Annotated in this window: 11 protein-coding genes; 5 read left to right on the top strand and 6 right to left on the bottom strand. The window is 64.2% G+C overall.

Going from position 1 to position 17,095, the window contains the following annotated elements; all coding sequences use genetic code 11:
- The first annotated feature begins 188 nt into the window (after positions 1-188).
- Positions 189-440 carry a hypothetical protein gene (locus C266_RS20945; protein ID WP_010806759.1) on the top strand — a complete coding sequence of 84 codons (252 nt, stop codon included), beginning with the start codon at positions 189-191 and terminating at the stop codon, positions 438-440.
- A 168-nt stretch (positions 441-608) separates the two neighbouring features.
- On the opposite strand, the gene C266_RS20950 is transcribed toward C266_RS20945, so the two are convergent.
- Together C266_RS20950 and C266_RS20955 are read right to left on the bottom strand one after the other, a co-directional pair.
- Positions 609-1,460, bottom strand: coding sequence for an undecaprenyl-diphosphate phosphatase (locus tag C266_RS20950; protein WP_010806760.1), 852 nt, complete (start codon positions 1,458-1,460; stop codon positions 609-611).
- A 161-nt stretch (positions 1,461-1,621) separates the two neighbouring features.
- Positions 1,622-2,938: an O-acetylhomoserine aminocarboxypropyltransferase/cysteine synthase family protein gene (locus C266_RS20955; protein ID WP_010806761.1), complete on the bottom strand. Its 1,317-nt coding sequence runs from the start codon at positions 2,936-2,938 to the stop codon at positions 1,622-1,624.
- A 430-nt stretch (positions 2,939-3,368) separates the two neighbouring features.
- On the opposite strand from C266_RS20955, the gene C266_RS20960 reads away from it, so the two are divergent.
- The gene (locus tag C266_RS20960) at positions 3,369-4,130 is read left to right on the top strand and encodes a dienelactone hydrolase family protein (protein WP_246831207.1); all 762 of its coding nucleotides are present in this window, start codon (positions 3,369-3,371) and stop codon (positions 4,128-4,130) included.
- Between the two features lie 517 nt (positions 4,131-4,647).
- Here C266_RS20960 and uvrA read toward each other — a convergent pair.
- Positions 4,648-10,578, bottom strand: a complete 5,931-nt coding sequence (gene uvrA / locus C266_RS20965) for an excinuclease ABC subunit UvrA (protein WP_010806763.1) — start codon at positions 10,576-10,578, stop codon at positions 4,648-4,650.
- A 275-nt stretch (positions 10,579-10,853) separates the two neighbouring features.
- Between uvrA and C266_RS20970 the strand changes: the two genes are divergently transcribed.
- Positions 10,854-12,503 carry an SH3 domain-containing C40 family peptidase gene (locus C266_RS20970; protein WP_010806764.1) on the top strand — a complete coding sequence of 550 codons (1,650 nt, stop codon included), beginning with the start codon at positions 10,854-10,856 and terminating at the stop codon, positions 12,501-12,503.
- 23 nt (positions 12,504-12,526) lie between these two features.
- Here C266_RS20970 and C266_RS20975 read toward each other — a convergent pair whose 3' ends face one another.
- The 3 genes from C266_RS20975 to C266_RS20985 all read right to left on the bottom strand — a co-directional run bounded on the left by C266_RS20975 (position 12,527) and on the right by C266_RS20985 (position 14,970).
- Complete coding sequence (locus C266_RS20975; RefSeq protein ID WP_010806765.1) at positions 12,527-13,759, bottom strand: FAD-binding oxidoreductase; 1,233 nt, start codon at positions 13,757-13,759, stop codon at positions 12,527-12,529.
- A 100-nt stretch (positions 13,760-13,859) separates the two neighbouring features.
- Positions 13,860-14,213 carry a RidA family protein gene (locus C266_RS20980; protein ID WP_010806766.1) on the bottom strand — a complete coding sequence of 118 codons (354 nt, stop codon included), beginning with the start codon at positions 14,211-14,213 and terminating at the stop codon, positions 13,860-13,862.
- A gap of 97 nt (positions 14,214-14,310) precedes the next feature.
- The gene (locus tag C266_RS20985; RefSeq protein WP_010806767.1) at positions 14,311-14,970 is read right to left on the bottom strand and encodes a TetR/AcrR family transcriptional regulator; all 660 of its coding nucleotides are present in this window, start codon (positions 14,968-14,970) and stop codon (positions 14,311-14,313) included.
- Between the two features lie 156 nt (positions 14,971-15,126).
- Between C266_RS20985 and C266_RS20990 the strand changes: the two genes are divergently transcribed.
- Positions 15,127-16,419: an NAD(P)/FAD-dependent oxidoreductase gene (locus tag C266_RS20990; protein WP_010806768.1), complete on the top strand. Its 1,293-nt coding sequence runs from the start codon at positions 15,127-15,129 to the stop codon at positions 16,417-16,419.
- 137 nt (positions 16,420-16,556) lie between these two features.
- Entirely contained in the window at positions 16,557-16,889 is a 333-nt protein-coding gene (locus C266_RS27810; RefSeq protein WP_010806769.1) for a DUF3331 domain-containing protein, read from the top strand.
- The last annotated feature ends 206 nt before the right edge of the window (positions 16,890-17,095 follow it).

Consider the following 17,095-nt stretch of genomic DNA (forward strand, 5'->3'; position numbering starts at 1 on the left):
GGTATCGTCGGTTCGTTTGCGCGGTCTTATCGTTTCGCGCGATGAATCGGTCTTTCAGACGTTTCATTATTTCGTTTTCAGCAATGCGCCCTTCCTCGGGATCGCATTTTTCTCCTTCACCTGCGAGCGTAGATTGTCGGCAATGACGACGCCCACGGTGGACGTCTCGCCAGACAGGAGAAATGAAAATGAAACAAGTTCTGATCACTTCGGCCTTTGTTGCCGCATGTCTTACCGCAGGTGCTGTGAGCGCCGCCGAAAAGTCGCAACCGGCCGCACAGCCCCAGCAAACCCAGCAACAAGCACAAGCGCAAACGCAGGTGCAAACGCAAGCCCAGCCGGGCCCTGTGGCCGCCTCGGTGCAAACGTCGACGGTCGCACCGGTGTATGAAGTGCCGGGCCGCGTGAATCGCGCCGGATCGATCTACTTCGGTCAGTAAGTCTGTAAAAAAAACGGCAGGCCGGGGAGTCATCCACCGGCCTGCCGGGGTCCCGGTTCGCGGGACGTTCTGCTCGCTTCCTCCTCAACTCCCCCCGCTTCCCCTCAATAGGTTCGCGTCATCGCGAAGGCAGCACCTGACGGGCTACCCTCGTCGAAGTCCATCGCTTTACAGAGACTGACTTGCGGCCAGCACGACGGCCGAGGCCACGAGACAGTAGACGCCGAACAGATACCAACGGCCGCGTTCGAGCCAGCGCGACAGCCAGCGCAGCGCCACCAGACCGGCGAGGAAGCTGAACGCCATGCCGACGAGACTCGGCGTGAGCACCGTCATGAAGTGGCCCGAGAATGTCTGCGCGCCGCCGGACTTGTACAGCCGATAGGCCTCTTTGACGATCACCGGCGGTGTGAGCACCACAGCCAGCGCGAAGCTGAATTCTTCGACGCGAACTTTATCGAGTCCACGCAGCATGCCCGTGGAGATGGTCGAGCCCGAGCGCGAGAAACCGCGGAAGGGCAGGCAGATGCCTTGCACCGCACCGATCCAGGCGGAGTCGGCGCCGCGCATCGGACGATCGCCCATCGGCGGACGCCGGGTGCCGGAGATCAGAATCAGAATGCCCGCCATCGCGAGACCGGCCGAGATGATGTACATGTTGCCGAACAGATGCTCGATCTCGGAATGCCCGGTGCCGCGCATCAACACCTTCTCGATGAAGAACATCAGCGCCAGCCCGATCACCCCGGTGAAGGCCGTCGCGATGATCACCTGTTTGGCGTTGTGAATGAAATCGTACTTCGACGAGAAGTAGCGCTCTCTCCACGACTTCCAGAAATAGACGATGACGGCGAGCATCGTGCCGGTGTGCAGCATGACCAGCAACAACGTCATGGCAGGCGCCGACGGATCGAGCCCCATGAGCTTCTCGGCCATGATGACGTGCGCCGAACTCGATACGGGAAGCAACTCCGCCACGCCCTGCACAATCGCGAGCACAAGCACTTGCAGATAATCCATGCGTAATCCTTGAGAAATGGGCAAGGACAGTACGCCGCATCCGTGACATTTTCGTGACAGTCACATGACGCCGGGCAGCCGGTTGCCTGCCCCCAACCGGCTGCCCGGCATCATACTCCGACTGAATTGGCAGGAAATGAGGTATTGAGTCGGCGGGACAATCAACCGGCCAGACCACGCAGTGCCTGATCGAGATCCGCGAGCAAATCGTCGATGTGCTCGATGCCGATCGACAGGCGCACCGTCTCTTCGCTCACCCCCGCCTTGCGCAGTTCATCCGGCGAGAGCTGACGGTGCGTGGTCGACGCCGGGTGCGTGGCGAGCGACTTGGCGTCGCCGATGTTGACCAGACGCGTGAAGAGTTGAAGCGCATCCTGAAACGCTGCGCCCGCTGTGCGTCCCCCCTTCACACCGAAGGTCAGAATGCCCGGGCCGCGCCCCGACAGGTACCGTTCCACGAGCGCGTGATCCGGATGCTCCGGCAGTCCCGCGTAGTTGACCCATTCCACCTTCGGATGCGTCTTGAGGAACTGCGCGACCTTCAGGGCGTTCTCGGTGATGCGATCGAGCCGCAGGGCCAGTGTTTCGATGCCTTGCAGGATCTGGAACGCGTTGAACGGCGAGATGGCTGCGCCCGTATTGCGCAGCGGCACCACGCGCGCGCGGCCGATATACGCTGCCGCACCGAACGCCTCCGTGTACACGACACCGTGATAGCTCACGTCCGGCTCGTTCAGGCGCTTGAAACGCACCTTGTGATCGGCCCACGGGAATTTGCCGGAGTCGACGATAGCGCCGCCCAGGCTCGTGCCGTGGCCCCCAAGATATTTCGTGAGCGAATGCACGACGATATCCGCACCGTGCTCGAACGGGCGCAGCAGATAGGGCGACGGCACCGTGTTGTCGATGATGAGCGGAATGCCGTGACGGTGCGCAATCTCCGCGAGCTTCGCGATATCGGTGATGTTACCCAGCGGGTTGCCGACCGACTCCGCGAAGATGGCCTTGGTGTTGGCGTCGATGAGCGGCTCGAACGATTCCGGCTCGCGCGGATCGGCGAAACGCGTAGTGATGCCCGAGAGCGGCAACGTGTGCGCCAGCAGGTTATAAGTGCCGCCGTACAGCGTGCTGGCGGCGACGATGTTGTCACCGGCCTCGGCGATCGTCTGAATGGCGTAAGTGACAGCGGCCTGACCGGACGCGAGCGCCAGCGCCGCCACCCCGCCTTCGAGCGCGGCGACGCGCTGCTCCAGCACGTCCTGCGTCGGGTTCATGATGCGCGTGTAGATGTTGCCCGGCACCTTGAGGTCAAACAGATCGGCACCGTGCTGCGTGTCGTCGAAGGCGTAGGCCACCGTCTGGTAGATCGGCACCGCCACGGCGCGCGTGGTCGGATCGGGCCGGTAGCCGCCATGTACGGCCAGCGTCTCGAGACGCCATTGCGGGGCTTGCCGGGTTGCGTCGGTCTTGTCGGTCATGTCGAATGTCTCCGGATAAACGTGATGTTCCATTGGTGGAACGATTTGATTAGATATCCAACGGCATTCTAAACGGCAGCGCGCGCCTGGCTTATCTCCGATTGGCAGATGCTTAGCGAGGCACATCCCGCAATCGTTCGTAATACGACATGCGACGGGCGCGCTATCTGACACGCTACCGGCTGGCTATACTCGTTCGCACGCCGCCACAGCACCTTCCGGGAGACGCATTGCCATGCTATTCAGCCTTATGGATCTTGCGCGCCAAACGCATCGTATGAGCCGCGTCTCGTTGCGAATTGCGCGGCGCGTCAGATCTCGGCTCACCATTGCAATTGCCTGTGTCTCGTTCGGATGGCTTGGCAGCGCCTTCGCGCAGGAGAAGGTGAGCCTCCCTTCGCTGGATACCGGCAACAACGGCGTGCCCGTGATGATCGACGCCTATTTGTTTCGAGCGGCCAACGCCAGCAGCCCCACGCCCGCCGTGGTCTTCATGCATGGCTGCAACGGGATGTTCACACGCAAGGGCAAGATCGACGGCCGCGAACTCGATTGGGCGCGGCGGTTGAACGCGCAAGGCTACGCAGTGCTGGCGGTGGATAGCTTCACCTCGCGGGCGCAGCCCAGCGAGTGCGCCAACAACGGCCCCGTGCGGCCTTCGGTGGAGCGTCCCGGCGATGCCTACGGCGCATTGCGCTACCTTCAGGCCTTGCCGGACATCCGCCCGGATCGCATCGCTTTGATGGGTTGGTCGCACGGCGGCGGCACGGTTTTGTTCTCTATCGGCCCCAAGAGCCCCGGACGCACGCGGGACAAGGACACCCAACCGGCGCCGGATTTTGTCGCCGCCATCGCGTTCTATCCCGGCTGGTGCAACACGAAGGCGCAGGGCGCGGACTGGTCAACGCCGATCCCGCTGTTGCTCCTCACCGGTGCCGACGACGTCTGGACCAAAGCCGTTCCCTGCGACGCCTTCGTGCACGACGCGACCGCTCGGGGTGCACCGATCACGTTCCACATCTATCCGGGTGCGGTGCACGACTTCGACTACCCCAATCTGCCCGTACGCAATCGACCGGAATTCGCCAACCCGCGCACCCACGTCGTGCCGATCACCGGCACCCAGCCGGAAGCCAGAGACGATGCCATCGCGCGCGTGACAGCATTTCTTGCAAAAGCGTTCGGGAAGTAATTGTCGAGCGAATTCGGTAGTGCATTCGCCACATCGGCCGGAAGTGCCCGTCCCATGGTCGTTTCCAGGCGAAATGACGAAACTTTTCCACTGGAAATCCACAGCTTATTCATGAAAAAAGCCGGGGATATCCACAGGAAATCCACCGGCTTGCTCTGGGTTGTGCACGGCATATCCACCACCTATCCACAGGATATTCACCGGTTATCTGTATTGCTCAGGCGACTTATCCCCTGGCTTTCCACCGGCTATCACCTGGCTATCCACAGGGTTGCCCACAAGGGCTTCACAGCTTACTCACAGTGTTATCGACAGACTTGTCCACAGACGCCCCCTTGTGGGTCAGCACCCATCTCATCAAGTTACGTATCAAGAAAGCGCACAACGCAAGATCCGTCGCCCCGGCACCTCCCGCTGTGTCCTGCGAACGCCCATGGCCCTCCCCAAAAAACAGGACGCCATCAGGCGTCCTGTATGTGGCCCGCGAACTGCGCGAACCGAGGGTCGACTCGACCGGCTACTTCGCCGTGGCGGCTTCCTCCGACTTCGTTGTCGATACCCCGGACGCCGCCGTCTGCGCGAGTACCGGTTTGAGCGCAACACCGGTATGACTCGCCGCAACCTTCGTCAGCGCATCGGGCGACATCGCCGCCACCACTGTCCCGCCGTTCTTGCCGCCTTCCGGCCCCATGTCGACGATCCAGTCCGCCTCGGCAATCACATCGAGGTTGTGCTCGATCACAACAACGGTATGCCCGCCGTTCACCAGCCGGTGCAGCACATTGATGAGCCGCGCCACGTCCGCCATGTGAAGGCCAACCGTCGGCTCGTCGAGTACATACAGCGTGTGGGGCGGCTTCTGCCCGCGCCGCGTGATGTCGTCGCGGACCTTGGTCAACTCCGTCACCAGCTTGATACGTTGCGCTTCGCCGCCCGACAGCGTCGGCGACGGCTGCCCCAATGTGAGATAGCCGAGCCCGACGTCCTTCATCAGTTGCAGCGGATGGGCAATGCTCGTCATCGACGCGAAGAATTCGACGGCTTCGTCCACTTCCATCGTCAGCACATCGCCAATGCTCTTGCCGCGCCAGGTGACGGCAAGCGTCTCGGCATTGAAGCGCTGACCGTGACACACGTCACACAGCACCTTCACGTCGGCAAGAAAGCTCATGCCGATGGTGCGTACGCCTTGTCCTTCGCATGCCGGACAACGGCCGTCGCCTGTGTTGAACGAGAATCGCGATGCCGAGTAACCGCGCGCACGTGCTTCGAGCGTATCCGCAAACAGCCGTCGAATCGTGTCCCAGAAGCCGATGTATGTGGCCGGGCACGAGCGGGGTGTCTTGCCGATGGGCGTCTGGTCGACTTCGAGTACGCGATCAATCGCCTCCCAGCCGGTCACCGACTCGCAGCCATGCCACGCGTGCACCACCGGACGGCGCGGTTCTGCGGGTACCGCCGACTTCGCGCGCGGCTTGCCATCCGCTTTCACTGCATGACGCACCGTGCCCTTGCGCGCACGTCGCTCCGCCGGTGACGACAATACCGAACGCCCCACCGCATCGAGCAGGTTCGTCATCAGCACGTCGCGTGCCAACGTCGATTTTCCCGAGCCGGAGACACCGGTAATCGCCGTAAGCCGCGATAACGGCAACGACGCCGTCACGTGCTTCAGGTTATGCAGCGTTGCACCGTGCACCGCCAGCCAGTTCGGCGGCACCGCCTCGACACCCTTGGCAGACGCCCTCACCTCACGGCGCGGTTGAAGCGGATGCTGCAACGGATGCGCCAGGAACTTGCCGGTGAGCGACTCGGGGTGGGCGGCCAGATCGGCCACACTGCCCTGCGCGACGAGCGTGCCGCCTCGTTTGCCCGCGCCCGGACCAATGTCGATGATGTGATCGGCGCGACGAATCGTATCTTCGTCATGCTCGACCACGACCAGCGTGTTGCCCTGATCGCCCAGCTTGCGCAACGCGCCGAGCAGAATGCCGTTATCGCGCGGGTGCAAGCCGATGGTCGGCTCGTCCAGCACATAGCAAACGCCCTGCAGGTTGCTGCCCAACTGCGCCGCCAGACGAATGCGTTGCGACTCGCCGCCCGAGAGCGTCGGCGCGGCGCGATCGAGCGTGAGGTAGCCGAGCCCGACTTCCTCCAGAAATTCCAGACGCCCCTGAATCTCGCTGATCAGATCGCGCGCGATGCTCGCATCGCGCCCGTGCAGTTCGAGTTGCTGAATCCACGCGCGCACGTCGCTCACGGTCCACTGCGCGACGTCGGAGATCGCGTGTTCGTCGAACGTCACCGCACGCGCGACGGTATTGAGCCGTGCACCGTGGCAATCCGGACACGGCTGATCGCCCACGTCTTCCGGCTCCTGCTCCTGCGACGGCAGCGAATGCTCACGCCCCCGGTTGTCCTGATTGAGCACCGTGTCGTCGAACGCTTCGCGCTGCTCGCGCGTAAGCGCGAGACCCGTGCCCACACACGTCGAACACCAGCCGTGCTTGCTGTTGAACGAGAACATGCGCGGATCGAGATCCGGATAGCTCGTGCCGCACACCGGGCACGCGCGCTTGACCGAGAACACCTCGATCTCGCCCACGCCTTCACCCGGCTGTTCATTGGACATGGTGTCGCCGAGACCGTCGAGCGGGGCGAGCAGATGCATGACACCCTTGCCCAACTCGAGCGCCGCCGCGAGCAACGTGCGCAGCAAGCCTTCGTTCTCGGGCGTGATCACCACGTCGCCCACCGGCAGTTCGATCGTGTGCTCACGGAAGCGATCGAGCTTCGGCCACGGATCGACCGGCAAGAACACGCCATCGACACGCAGGTGCGAATGCCCGCGCGCCTTGGCCCACTTCGCCAGATCGGTGTAAATCCCCTTGCGGCCCACCACCAGCGGTGCGAGCAAGCCCACGTGCTGGCCGCGACGGTCGCGCATCAGTTGTGCAACGATGGAATCCGGACTCTGCGCTGTGACAGGCGCACCGTCATGAATGCAGTGCTGAATGCCGAGCTTGACGTACAGCAGACGCAGGAAGTGCCAGACTTCCGTCGTCGTTGCCACGGTACTCTTGCGCCCGCCGCGCGACAGACGCTGCTCGATGGCGACGGTCGGCGGAATGCCGTACACGGCGTCCACTTCCGGGCGCCCCGCCGGCTGCACGATGGACCGCGCATAAGCATTGAGCGACTCGAGATAACGGCGCTGCCCTTCGTTGAAGAGAATATCGAACGCGAGCGTCGACTTACCCGACCCCGAAACACCGGTAATCACACTGAACTTGCCGCGCGGAATCGCAACGTCGAGCGACTTCAAGTTGTGCTCGCGTGCATTGACGATACGAATATCATCGCCACCCGCAGGCTTACGATGCGCGCGCGCTGCACGCAACGCCGTTTGCAGCGGCATGCCGGGGTCGCCAGCAGGTCTGGCCGCCGCCACCGCTTGCCCCGGCGCGACCACCGTGCGTTCGTAGTCGGCCAAGGCGCGTCCGGTATGCGAACCCTCGCACGCGATCACCTGCGCGAGGGTGCCCGCGCACAGTACTTCGCCACCGCCTTCGCCGCCTTCCGGCCCGAGGTCGATGATCCAGTCGGCGGCACGCACCACGTCGAGGTTGTGTTCGATGACGAGCAGCGAGTTACCGCCATCGAGCAACTTGCCGAACGCCCGCATGAGCTTGGCGATGTCGTCGAAGTGCAGCCCCGTCGTCGGCTCGTCGAAGATGAAAAGACGACCGCGATGCGCGACCTTCTGTCCGCTCGCGGTCTTCTTCTGCGCAGCTTCCGCGAGGAAGCCCGCCAGTTTCAGACGCTGCGCTTCGCCGCCCGAGAGGGTCGGCACGGGCTGCCCCAGCTTCACGTATTCGAGACCGACGTCCACGATCGGCTGAAGCACCCGCAGCACATCGCGATCCGACGAAAACAGCTTGACGGCCTCATTGACCGTCAGCTCGAGTACGTCCGACACGCTCAGTTCGCGTATCGCCTCGCCCGGCACGGCGCGTCGAATCTTCACGTCGAGCACTTCGGCGCGATAACGCTTGCCGTCGCAGTCCGGGCAACGCAGATAGACGTCGCTCAGGAACTGCATCTCCACGTGCTCGAAGCCCGAGCCGCCGCACGTCGGGCAGCGTCCGTTGCCGGAGTTGAAGCTGAAGGTGCTCGCGGAGTAGCCGCGTTGCAGCGCCACCGGCTCGGCCGCGAACAGTTTGCGAATCTCGTCGAAGGCGCCCACGTAGCTTGCCGGGTTCGAGCGCGCCGTCTTGCCGATGGGCGACTGATCGACGAACACCACACCCGACAGTTGTTCGGCACCGAGGAGTTCGTCGTGTGCGCCCGGCGCTTCGGTCGGGTTGCCAAAGTGACGCGCCAATGCCGGATTGAGCACGTCTTGCACCAGCGTCGACTTGCCCGAGCCCGAGACACCGGTCACACACACGAGGCGGCCGAGCGGAATCTCGACGTCGACATGCTTGAGGTTGTGCTCGCGAGCCCCGCTCAACGTCAGACGCGGTGTGCCGGCATCGACCGGACGCGCCCGCCAGTTCGACGCATTCGCCACATGCTTTCGTCCACCCAGATAGTTGCCGGTCAGCGTGTCGGCGTGACGTACTTCCTCGGGCGTGCCATCGAAGACGATCTGACCGCCACGCTCGCCCGGCCCCGGTCCCATGTCGATCACGCGGTCGGCCGCGAGCATCACCGCCGGGTCGTGTTCGACCACCACGAGCGTATTGCCCGCGTCACGCAGACGATGCATCGCGGCGACGATACGGTCCATGTCGCGTGGATGCAGGCCGATACTCGGCTCGTCCAGCACGAAGAGCGTGTTGACGAGCGACGTGCCAAGCGCCGTCGTGAGGTTGATACGTTGCACTTCGCCACCCGAGAGCGTACGGCTCTGGCGGTCGAGCGTGAGGTAGCCGATGCCGACGTCGCACAGATACTTCAGACGCGTGCCGACTTCCTCCTGCAACAGCTTGAGGGCATCGTCGAGCAGGCTCGACGGCAAGGTAAGCGAATCGAAGAACTGACGCACGCGCGAAATCGGCATGAGCATCAGGTCGTGCATGGTGAGGCCCGGCAGCGCTTCGAGTTGCTCGCGCGACCACGACACCCCGCGCGGCATGAAGCGCTGGGCGGGCGGCAGCACGGCGTCGGCGTTCTCTTTCGAGCCGAGGCGCCACAGCAGGCCTTCCGTCTTCAGGCGAGCGCCGCCGCAAGTCTCGCAGGTCGTGTAGCTGCGGTACTTCGAGAGCAGCACGCGGATGTGCATCTTGTACGCTTTCGACTCGAGATACCCGAAGAAGCGGCGAATGCCGTACCACTGCTTGTTCCACTCGCCTTTCCAGTCGGCATCGCCTTCGATGACCCACTCGCGATGCTCGGGCGAGAGCTTCGACCACGGCGTATCGCGCGGAATGCCGGCACGGCCGGCGTACTCGAGCAGGTCGTCCTGAATCTCTTTCCAGGCGGGTGTCTGGATGGTCTTGATCGCACCGCCCCGTAGCGTCTTGCGCTCGTCGGGGATCACCAGACCGAGGTCGACGCCGATCACGCGGCCGAAACCGCGACAGGCCTCGCACGCGCCGTAGGCGGAATTGAACGAGAAGAGCGCCGGTTGCGGGTCGGCGTAGTGCAGGTCGCTGTCGGGGCAGTGCAAATCCTGCGAGTAGCGCCAGATATCGGGCTCGCCATCGTCGGCCAGCACGTAGACGTTCACCCGCGCGCGACCGCGCTTGAGCGACGACTCGATGGCTTCCATCGCGCGCACTTTTTCGGTGTTCTGCAAGCGGAACCGGTCGGCAACGACATCGAGTACCTTTCGGGTGCCGTCGGCCGTTGCGACTTCCCGCTCGGCCTGCACGCGCGTGTAGCCCGACGCCGACAGCCATTGCTCGACTTCATCCGCCGTAACGCTGCCCGGCAATTCGACCGGGAACGTGACAACCAGACGCGGATCGCCTTGGGCAGTGCGGGCCATCAAGTCGGCGTAGATCGTCTCAGGCGTGTCGTGACGCACGGGTTGCGCCGTCTCGCGATCGAACAGCGCCGCCGCGCGGGCGAACAACAGCTTGAGGTGATCGTTGAGTTCGGTCATCGTGCCGACCGTCGAGCGCGAACTGCGCACGGGGTTGGTCTGATCGATGGCGATGGCCGGCGGAACGCCTTCCACATGGTCGACCTGCGGACGATCCATGCGGTCGAGGAACTGGCGCGCGTAAGCACTGAAGGTTTCGACGTAGCGACGCTGGCCCTCGGCAAACAGCGTGTCGAAGACGAGACTCGACTTGCCGGAACCGGACGGACCGGTCACGACCGTCATCTCACCGGTCTGGAGATCGACGTCGAGGTTCTTGAGGTTGTGCTGGCGGGCGCCACGAATGCGAATGGCGTGGTTTGCCGATGGGTCGGGTTTCGGGGATGACTTGTCCACTTGGTATCAGGGCCGCTTGATTGACAATGAACAGCGTGAAGATAAACAGCGTGACATCTGACAGCGCGCATGCGCGCCTCGGGGGAACTACTGTATCAGGCCGATAAGACAGTCGCTGGCAGCATCCTGCGCTTCGCCCGGCACGCTGCGATTGTACTGTATATTTGTACAGCATAATCGATTCCCCCATTACCGGTGTTCCTAATTCGAACGCCCGGGATTGCCCCCGCATCGATGGAGTAGCATGGCGGCTTCCGGGCTCTCTTTCGCACGCCATGGGTGCAATCCTTGCCGCACGCAGTGCCATCCTGCACGCCGCCACACACATCCCGCCGGGTCGAACGCCGGGGAATGCGCGCCTTCGCGCCGGCTTCCTCGCATGCCTCATGCCGCTCACCATGCTCGCCGCCTGCGCGAGCGCGCCGCATGCTCCCCCGGCATCGTCGCCGCCAACGGCAACCGCGACGCTCACCCGCTACAACGTCGACCGTTTCCCCATCGAGCATTACGATCAGGACGTCGATCACTGGATTCGGCCCGACGCCCCCGGCTACGATCAGCCGCTGCTTTCCGCGCAGGCACAAAGCCGGCGCTTCGACACCTTCCGTGCGCGCTACTTCGGCACCGCGCCGCGCGACCCGTCGCCGTGGAACGGCGCATGGCTCTCGACATCGCTGCTCAATGCCGCCGGTGCGCAGCAGATCGCCGACTCGCAGGGCCACCGCGTGAGACGTTTCGACAACAGCGCCCCCGGCGTGCGCACGACCTACGGCGAGAACTTCCAGCCGCACACCGCAGCGTGGAATCGTGCGATCGAAGCCAACATGGCGCTGGCACAACTCACTGCCGATCACGCGGATTGGCAATACGATCTGCGCCGGCGCGGCATCACGGTCGACAACGCGCTGGTGCGCCAACTGCCGACCAACGATCCGGCGTTCTACGATTTCCGTCAGGCCGGCGAGGGCTATCCGTTCGACGCGCTGCAAGACTCGGCACTGCGGCCCGGCACGCCGGTGTACACGCTCGCCCGCAGCGCCGATGGCGCGTGGCTGCTCGTCTATTCACCCGATCTGACCGGCTGGGTGGATGCCCGCACGGTGGCGTCGGTTGACGAGCGTTTCGTCGCGACCTGGCGCGACGCCGCAATGCGCAACCTCGGCGCCATCGTGCGCGCCGACGCAGCACTTGCCGACACATCGTCCGGCACCACACCCCCTGTCTACCGGACCTTTGCGCCGATCGGCACCGTGCTGCCGCTCATGTCGTTGCGCGACGGGCGGCAGGCGGCGATGTTCCCCGTGGCCGACATCCATCGGCGGGCGCAGATTCGCACCGCCGTGCTCGACACGTCGACCATCGTGCCGATGCCGTGGACGCTCACCCCCCGTCATATGGCGCAGGTAATGAAACAACAGATCGGGCGTCCTTACGGCTGGGGCAACACGCTGTTCTACAACGACTGCTCCGCCGAAACGCGCAGTCTTTTCGCCCCCTTCGGCGTGTGGCTTCCCCGCCATTCGTCGGATCAGTTACGCGCGGGGAAACGCACCGATCTGCGCGCGGCGGATATCGATACGCGACTGCGCACGCTGACCGAGCGCGGCCGTGCGCTGATGACGCTGATTCATATCAACGGACACATCATGTTGTATTTGGGCAGTGTCCAGCGCGACGGCGCAAGCGTGCCGATGACTTATCAGAACGTGTGGGGGCTGTCGCCGGCGGATAACAGCCGGCGCGACGTCATCGGCGGCTCGGTGATCCTGCCGCTGCTGAAGACCTATCCGGAAGATCCGGGGGCGCGCTCGCTTGCGGGCAAGTCGTTGTTCGAGATCAGTGTGATCGGCGGCGACATTCCCGAGGCGGGCGCAGACGCGCCACACGCACCGGGCGTCGATTCGCCGGAAGAGATGCCGCAATAAGCGCAACGCCGCCGGCCCGCAACTCAGAACCTCAGCGCGCTGAAGGGCGCGGGGTCGACGACCGGCGTCTCGCCCGTCATCATCTCGGCCACCAGGCGGCCCGTGACCGGCCCTAGCGTCAGACCGTGGTGTGCATGACCGAACGCGAACCACAGTCCGCGATGAGAAGGCGCAGGGCCGATGATCGGCATCATGTCCGGCGTGCAGGGGCGTCGGCCGAGCCACGGCGCGGCGTCAACTCGCTCGCCGAGCGGGAACGTCTCACGCGCGAGGGGTTCGACGGCGGCCAGTTGCACCGGCGTGGGCGGCGTGTCGCGCAGGCCGAGTTCCACGCCTGTGGTGAGCCGGATGCCACGCGTCATCGGTGTGATGAGAAAACCGTGCTCGGCATCGAGCACCGGTTGATTGAGCCGGGCGCCCGGTTGTGCGCGGTAATGCATGTGATAGCCGCGTTTGACCGCGAGCGGCAGACGGTAGCCCAGCGCCGACGTCACCGTATCGGCCCACGGTCCGAGTGCGATGACAGCGCGTCGCGCTTCGATGTGCCCCTCCTGCGTCTGCACCGACCACTGCGGCTGCAAAGTCGTAGCGTCACCGTTGAACACGCGGCCGCCCAGCGACGCAAAGTGGCGTGCATACGCCGCCACCAACGCGCCCGGATCGCTCACGGAATCCGACGCCGTGTAACGTAGTCCACCCACGAGCGCGTGCGTGAGCGCGGGCTCGTCGTCACGCAGACGGGAGACGTCAAGCCGCTCGAACGGCACGCCGTACTCTTCGCGCCACCGCTCGGCATCGCGTTGGGCGGCATCCATCGCGGCAGCCGTGCGGAAGACCTTGACCCAACCGCCCTCACGCAACAGATCCTGCGCACCGGATGCCGCGATGAGTTCGCGATGCTCCGTCACGCAATGGGCGATGAGTGTGCCGTAGTGACGCGCGATCTCCGCGTGCCGCTTCGGGGCCGAGTGGTACCAATAGCGCGCGAGAAAGGGCGCGATCGTGGCCATCGCCGAGGGGTGATATCGCACGTCCGTCGAACGATTGCCTGCGTAGCGCAGCAGCGTGCCGAGGTCTCGCGGAAAGGCGTATGGATACACGCCCTCGCGCTGAATCAGCCCGGCGTTGCCGAACGAGGTTTCGTTGCCCGGCGGCTTGCGGTCGACGAGCGCCACCGACAGACCGCGCCGCTGCAAATGCACGGCGACGGACACACCGACGATTCCGGCACCAAGCACTAGCGCGTCGAATCTCATGAGCGTTGCGTCAGACAGTCAGGGGGAGCGGGGGGCGCAGCAAGGCTCACGCGCGATGCAAACGAGGTGCGCGGCGGTGAGTCTGGCTCGTGCAGTGCGATTAAGCCAGCGCGGTGACGGAGATTTCGACATCAAGACCGGCGCGCATGAGCGGCGACTGCACGCAGGCGCGCGTCGGTGCGTGGCCTTCGGGCACCCAGGCGTCCCACGCGGCGTTGAATTCGGCGAAGTGCTTGGCGTCGGACAGCCAGATGTTGGCGGTCAGCAGACGCGACTTGTTGACGCCGGCTTCGGCGAGCAAGGAATCGATACGGGTGAGGATTTCGGTGGTCTGCTGCGTGACCGGCACGTTGGTCGTGTCCGGCACCTGACCGGCCAGATACACCACGCCGTTGGCGATCACGATCTGGCTCATGCGAGCGTTGGTATGCAGACGCTTGATTTCGTTCGACATAGGGGGGCACCGTAAGAAGAAAACGGGCCGGGAGTCGGCCCGGGTGGCGCTATCTTATACGACGCCTACGACACCTGCGCGCCCCTTCATCCCCGGATCACTGCCGAATCAACGCCATGGCGCAATCGAGCACCGTGCGCTTGAGATCGGCCATACCTTCGGGCGGCAGGAACGGGCCCATCATGTGGCGGTACGAAACCGTCTTGCTGATGGCGGACGTGAGCATGAAGAACATCACGTCGGCGTCCGCCACGGGGCGCTTCTGCGCTTCGAGCCAATCGGCCACAAGCGGCACCATCACGTTGCGATACGGACGCACCAGCCGTTGCGTGAGAACGTCGAGCCGCTCGCCTTCTTCGGTCGCTGCGGTCGAGAAGAACATGCCGACGTCGGGATTCTCGAATACCGCATCCACGAACACGCGTACCGCCTGTTCGATACGCTCGGCCGGTCCCAGCGGTGAGTGCTGCAGCGCATCGGTCTGCTCGATGAGCGAGTGCGTAAGGGATGCGATCTGATCGACGACTGCGACCCACAGCGCCTCCTTCGAGCCGAAGTGGTGCGAAATCAGCGCCGCGTCGACACCGGATGCCTCCGCGATCTGCCGCACGCTGCTCGCATAGAACCCTCGCTGCGCGAAGATGCGCCGGGCGTTGAGTAACAACGCGTCGGCACCATGCGTGCAATCGCACGTGGGGCGCCCACGTGCGCGTTTGCGGGGCGGAGCGGCTTGCGGGACGGCTTTGTTCGGAGTCATTGAGCGATGGGGTGTTCGAATTCGCAACAGCAATGCGCCAAGTCTACCCGACCCGAACGCACCTGCCTGCCCAGACATTTGCTATTTGACACGCCCGGGCCACGCTCGCTATTATGCGCTTATTCATCACTTGTTGAATTTGACATTTCCCCCCAAATGTCTCGCGCAAACCGGATCGTGATTGTCGGTGGCGGTATCGCCGGCCTGAGGCTGGCAACGCGTCTGGGCCGTACGCTCGGGCGTGCCGGTGCTGCACGCGTGACGCTTGTCGACAGTCATCCTACCCACCTTTGGAAGCCGATGCTGCATACCGTGGCGGCCGGCACGCGCGATGGCGCGCACACACAGGTGACGTATCTCGCCCATGCATGCAGCAACGGCTTCACGTATCAGGCGGGTCGCATGTGCGGGCTGGACCGTTCGCGCCGGGAGGTCGTGCTGGGGGAGATGGAAGCGCCGGACGGCTCGCGTCTGCTGGGCGAGCGTCGCGTGCCATACGACGCGCTCGTGCTCGCGCTCGGTTCGCAAGCCGACGATGCCGGTCTGCCGGGCGTGCGCGACGTCTGCCATTTCATTGACAGTCAGCCGCAGGCCGAGGCCTTCCATGCGGCGTTGCGCTGCAAGGCGTTACGCAGTGCCGTGAGCGACGACGCGTTGCGTGTCGTGATCGCCGGCGGCGGCACCACGGGTGTGGAACTTGCCGTCGAGTTGAGTCGCACGTTTGCCTTGGCCGCCGGTTACGGCGATCCGCAGATTTGCGAGCGTCTGAAGCTCACGCTCGTCGAGAGCGGCCCGCGTGTGCTGGGGGCGTTCCCTCCCGACGTGTCCGAGGCGTCGCAGGCACAGCTTGAACGTCTGGGTTTTCGTGTACTGACGGACACACGCGTCGTGTGTGCGGACCGCGACGGCTTCTATCGAGATGACGGTCAGTTGATTCCCGGCGATCTGCTGGTCTGGGCGGCGGGCGTGAAAGCCCCGGACTGTCTGCGGGACATCGGAGGGCTTATCACCAACGATGCCAACCAGATCGTGGTGCGCAATACGATGCAAACCGCGCAGGACGAGCGGATTTTCGCGCTCGGCGACTGCGCATCGCTCACGCTTGCGCAGGGCGAATGCCCGTTGCCTCCGACGGCGCAGGTGGCGACCCAGCAGGCGGCGCATCTGGGCCGTCACCTTGGTGCGTGGCTCGAAGGCCGCGCAATTCCGCCGTTCGCTTATCGCGATCCTGGTGCGTTGGTATCGCTGTCTGACTACAACGCGTTCGGCACGCTCGGGCGCTTCGGTTTTTTCAAAGGTGGCATCGTGCGCGGACAGTTTGCGCAATGGAGCCACGCCATGTTGTACCGACGCCATCAGCATGCACTGCACGGGTTTGCCCGCGCTACAGTGCTGCTGGGCGCGGAAAAACTCGGCGGCCTTCGCGGGCCGCGTATCCGGCTGGCCTGACCATGCGAAGCGACCGAACCAATTGCCCCAACCGAAGCGGCAGCAGCCGCGCCCAGGGGACATCCCCGACCTCCCGTGCCTCGCGCACGTCACGCAGCGCCTTGCGGACTCAGGGTGTCTGGCAGCACACCGTTGCGATGCTCGATGCCGAGCCCGTCGTGTGCCAGCCGGTCATTCCCTACACGCGACGCGCGCCCAGCGTCCGGGTGCTGGAGATCTCCAGCGAACTGACGATTACCGTGTCGTGGAACGACGCGACGGGCGGCAACTACGGTGCGCAGATCTGGCGCATTCGCCGTGCGCATCATCCGGGCATTTGTGCGTTGACGGGTGAGACGATCGACGTTGGCGACTTCGTCTACCGCCCGCTATTCGGTGACGTACCGCCGCTCAACGCCGACGCGATGATCTCGGCCGACGCCATTCGCGTCATGCGTGCATCGCTGAGCCGCGAACTCGAACCGGCGTAAGACGACGACCGGCACCCCGCGCGGATCTGCTGCCGGGGTGTACTCCGCGAAGTCGTGTTTTCATCAAGGACGCTGCACCCGCACCCGGCGGGACGGATCCCCGATCCCCGATCCCCGATTCGTCCTGGTCTACGATCATCTGTCCCTTCTGACAACGCTCCGCATTCAGTGGAGCATTGCCTCCCACATTCCTGCCTCTCTGAACC

The organism is Pandoraea sp. SD6-2 (assembly GCF_000389825.1).
In the GTDB taxonomy this organism is placed as follows: Bacteria; Pseudomonadota; Gammaproteobacteria; order Burkholderiales; family Burkholderiaceae; genus Pandoraea; species Pandoraea communis.

Coding starts and splice junctions, on each gene's coding strand:
- C266_RS20980 (WP_010806766.1), bottom strand. CDS start 14,213: ATGTCGAACGAAATCAAGCGTCTGCATACCAACGCTCGCATGAGCCAG.
- C266_RS20990 (WP_010806768.1), top strand. CDS start 15,127: ATGTCTCGCGCAAACCGGATCGTGATTGTCGGTGGCGGTATCGCCGGC.
- C266_RS20955 (WP_010806761.1), bottom strand. CDS start 2,938: ATGACCGACAAGACCGACGCAACCCGGCAAGCCCCGCAATGGCGTCTC.
- C266_RS20975 (WP_010806765.1), bottom strand. CDS start 13,759: ATGAGATTCGACGCGCTAGTGCTTGGTGCCGGAATCGTCGGTGTGTCC.
- C266_RS20945 (WP_010806759.1), top strand. CDS start 189: ATGAAACAAGTTCTGATCACTTCGGCCTTTGTTGCCGCATGTCTTACC.
- C266_RS20970 (WP_010806764.1), top strand. CDS start 10,854: ATGGGTGCAATCCTTGCCGCACGCAGTGCCATCCTGCACGCCGCCACA.
- C266_RS20960 (WP_246831207.1), top strand. CDS start 3,369: ATGATCGACGCCTATTTGTTTCGAGCGGCCAACGCCAGCAGCCCCACG.
- C266_RS20950 (WP_010806760.1), bottom strand. CDS start 1,460: ATGGATTATCTGCAAGTGCTTGTGCTCGCGATTGTGCAGGGCGTGGCG.
- C266_RS20985 (WP_010806767.1), bottom strand. CDS start 14,970: ATGACTCCGAACAAAGCCGTCCCGCAAGCCGCTCCGCCCCGCAAACGC.
- C266_RS27810 (WP_010806769.1), top strand. CDS start 16,557: ATGCTCGATGCCGAGCCCGTCGTGTGCCAGCCGGTCATTCCCTACACG.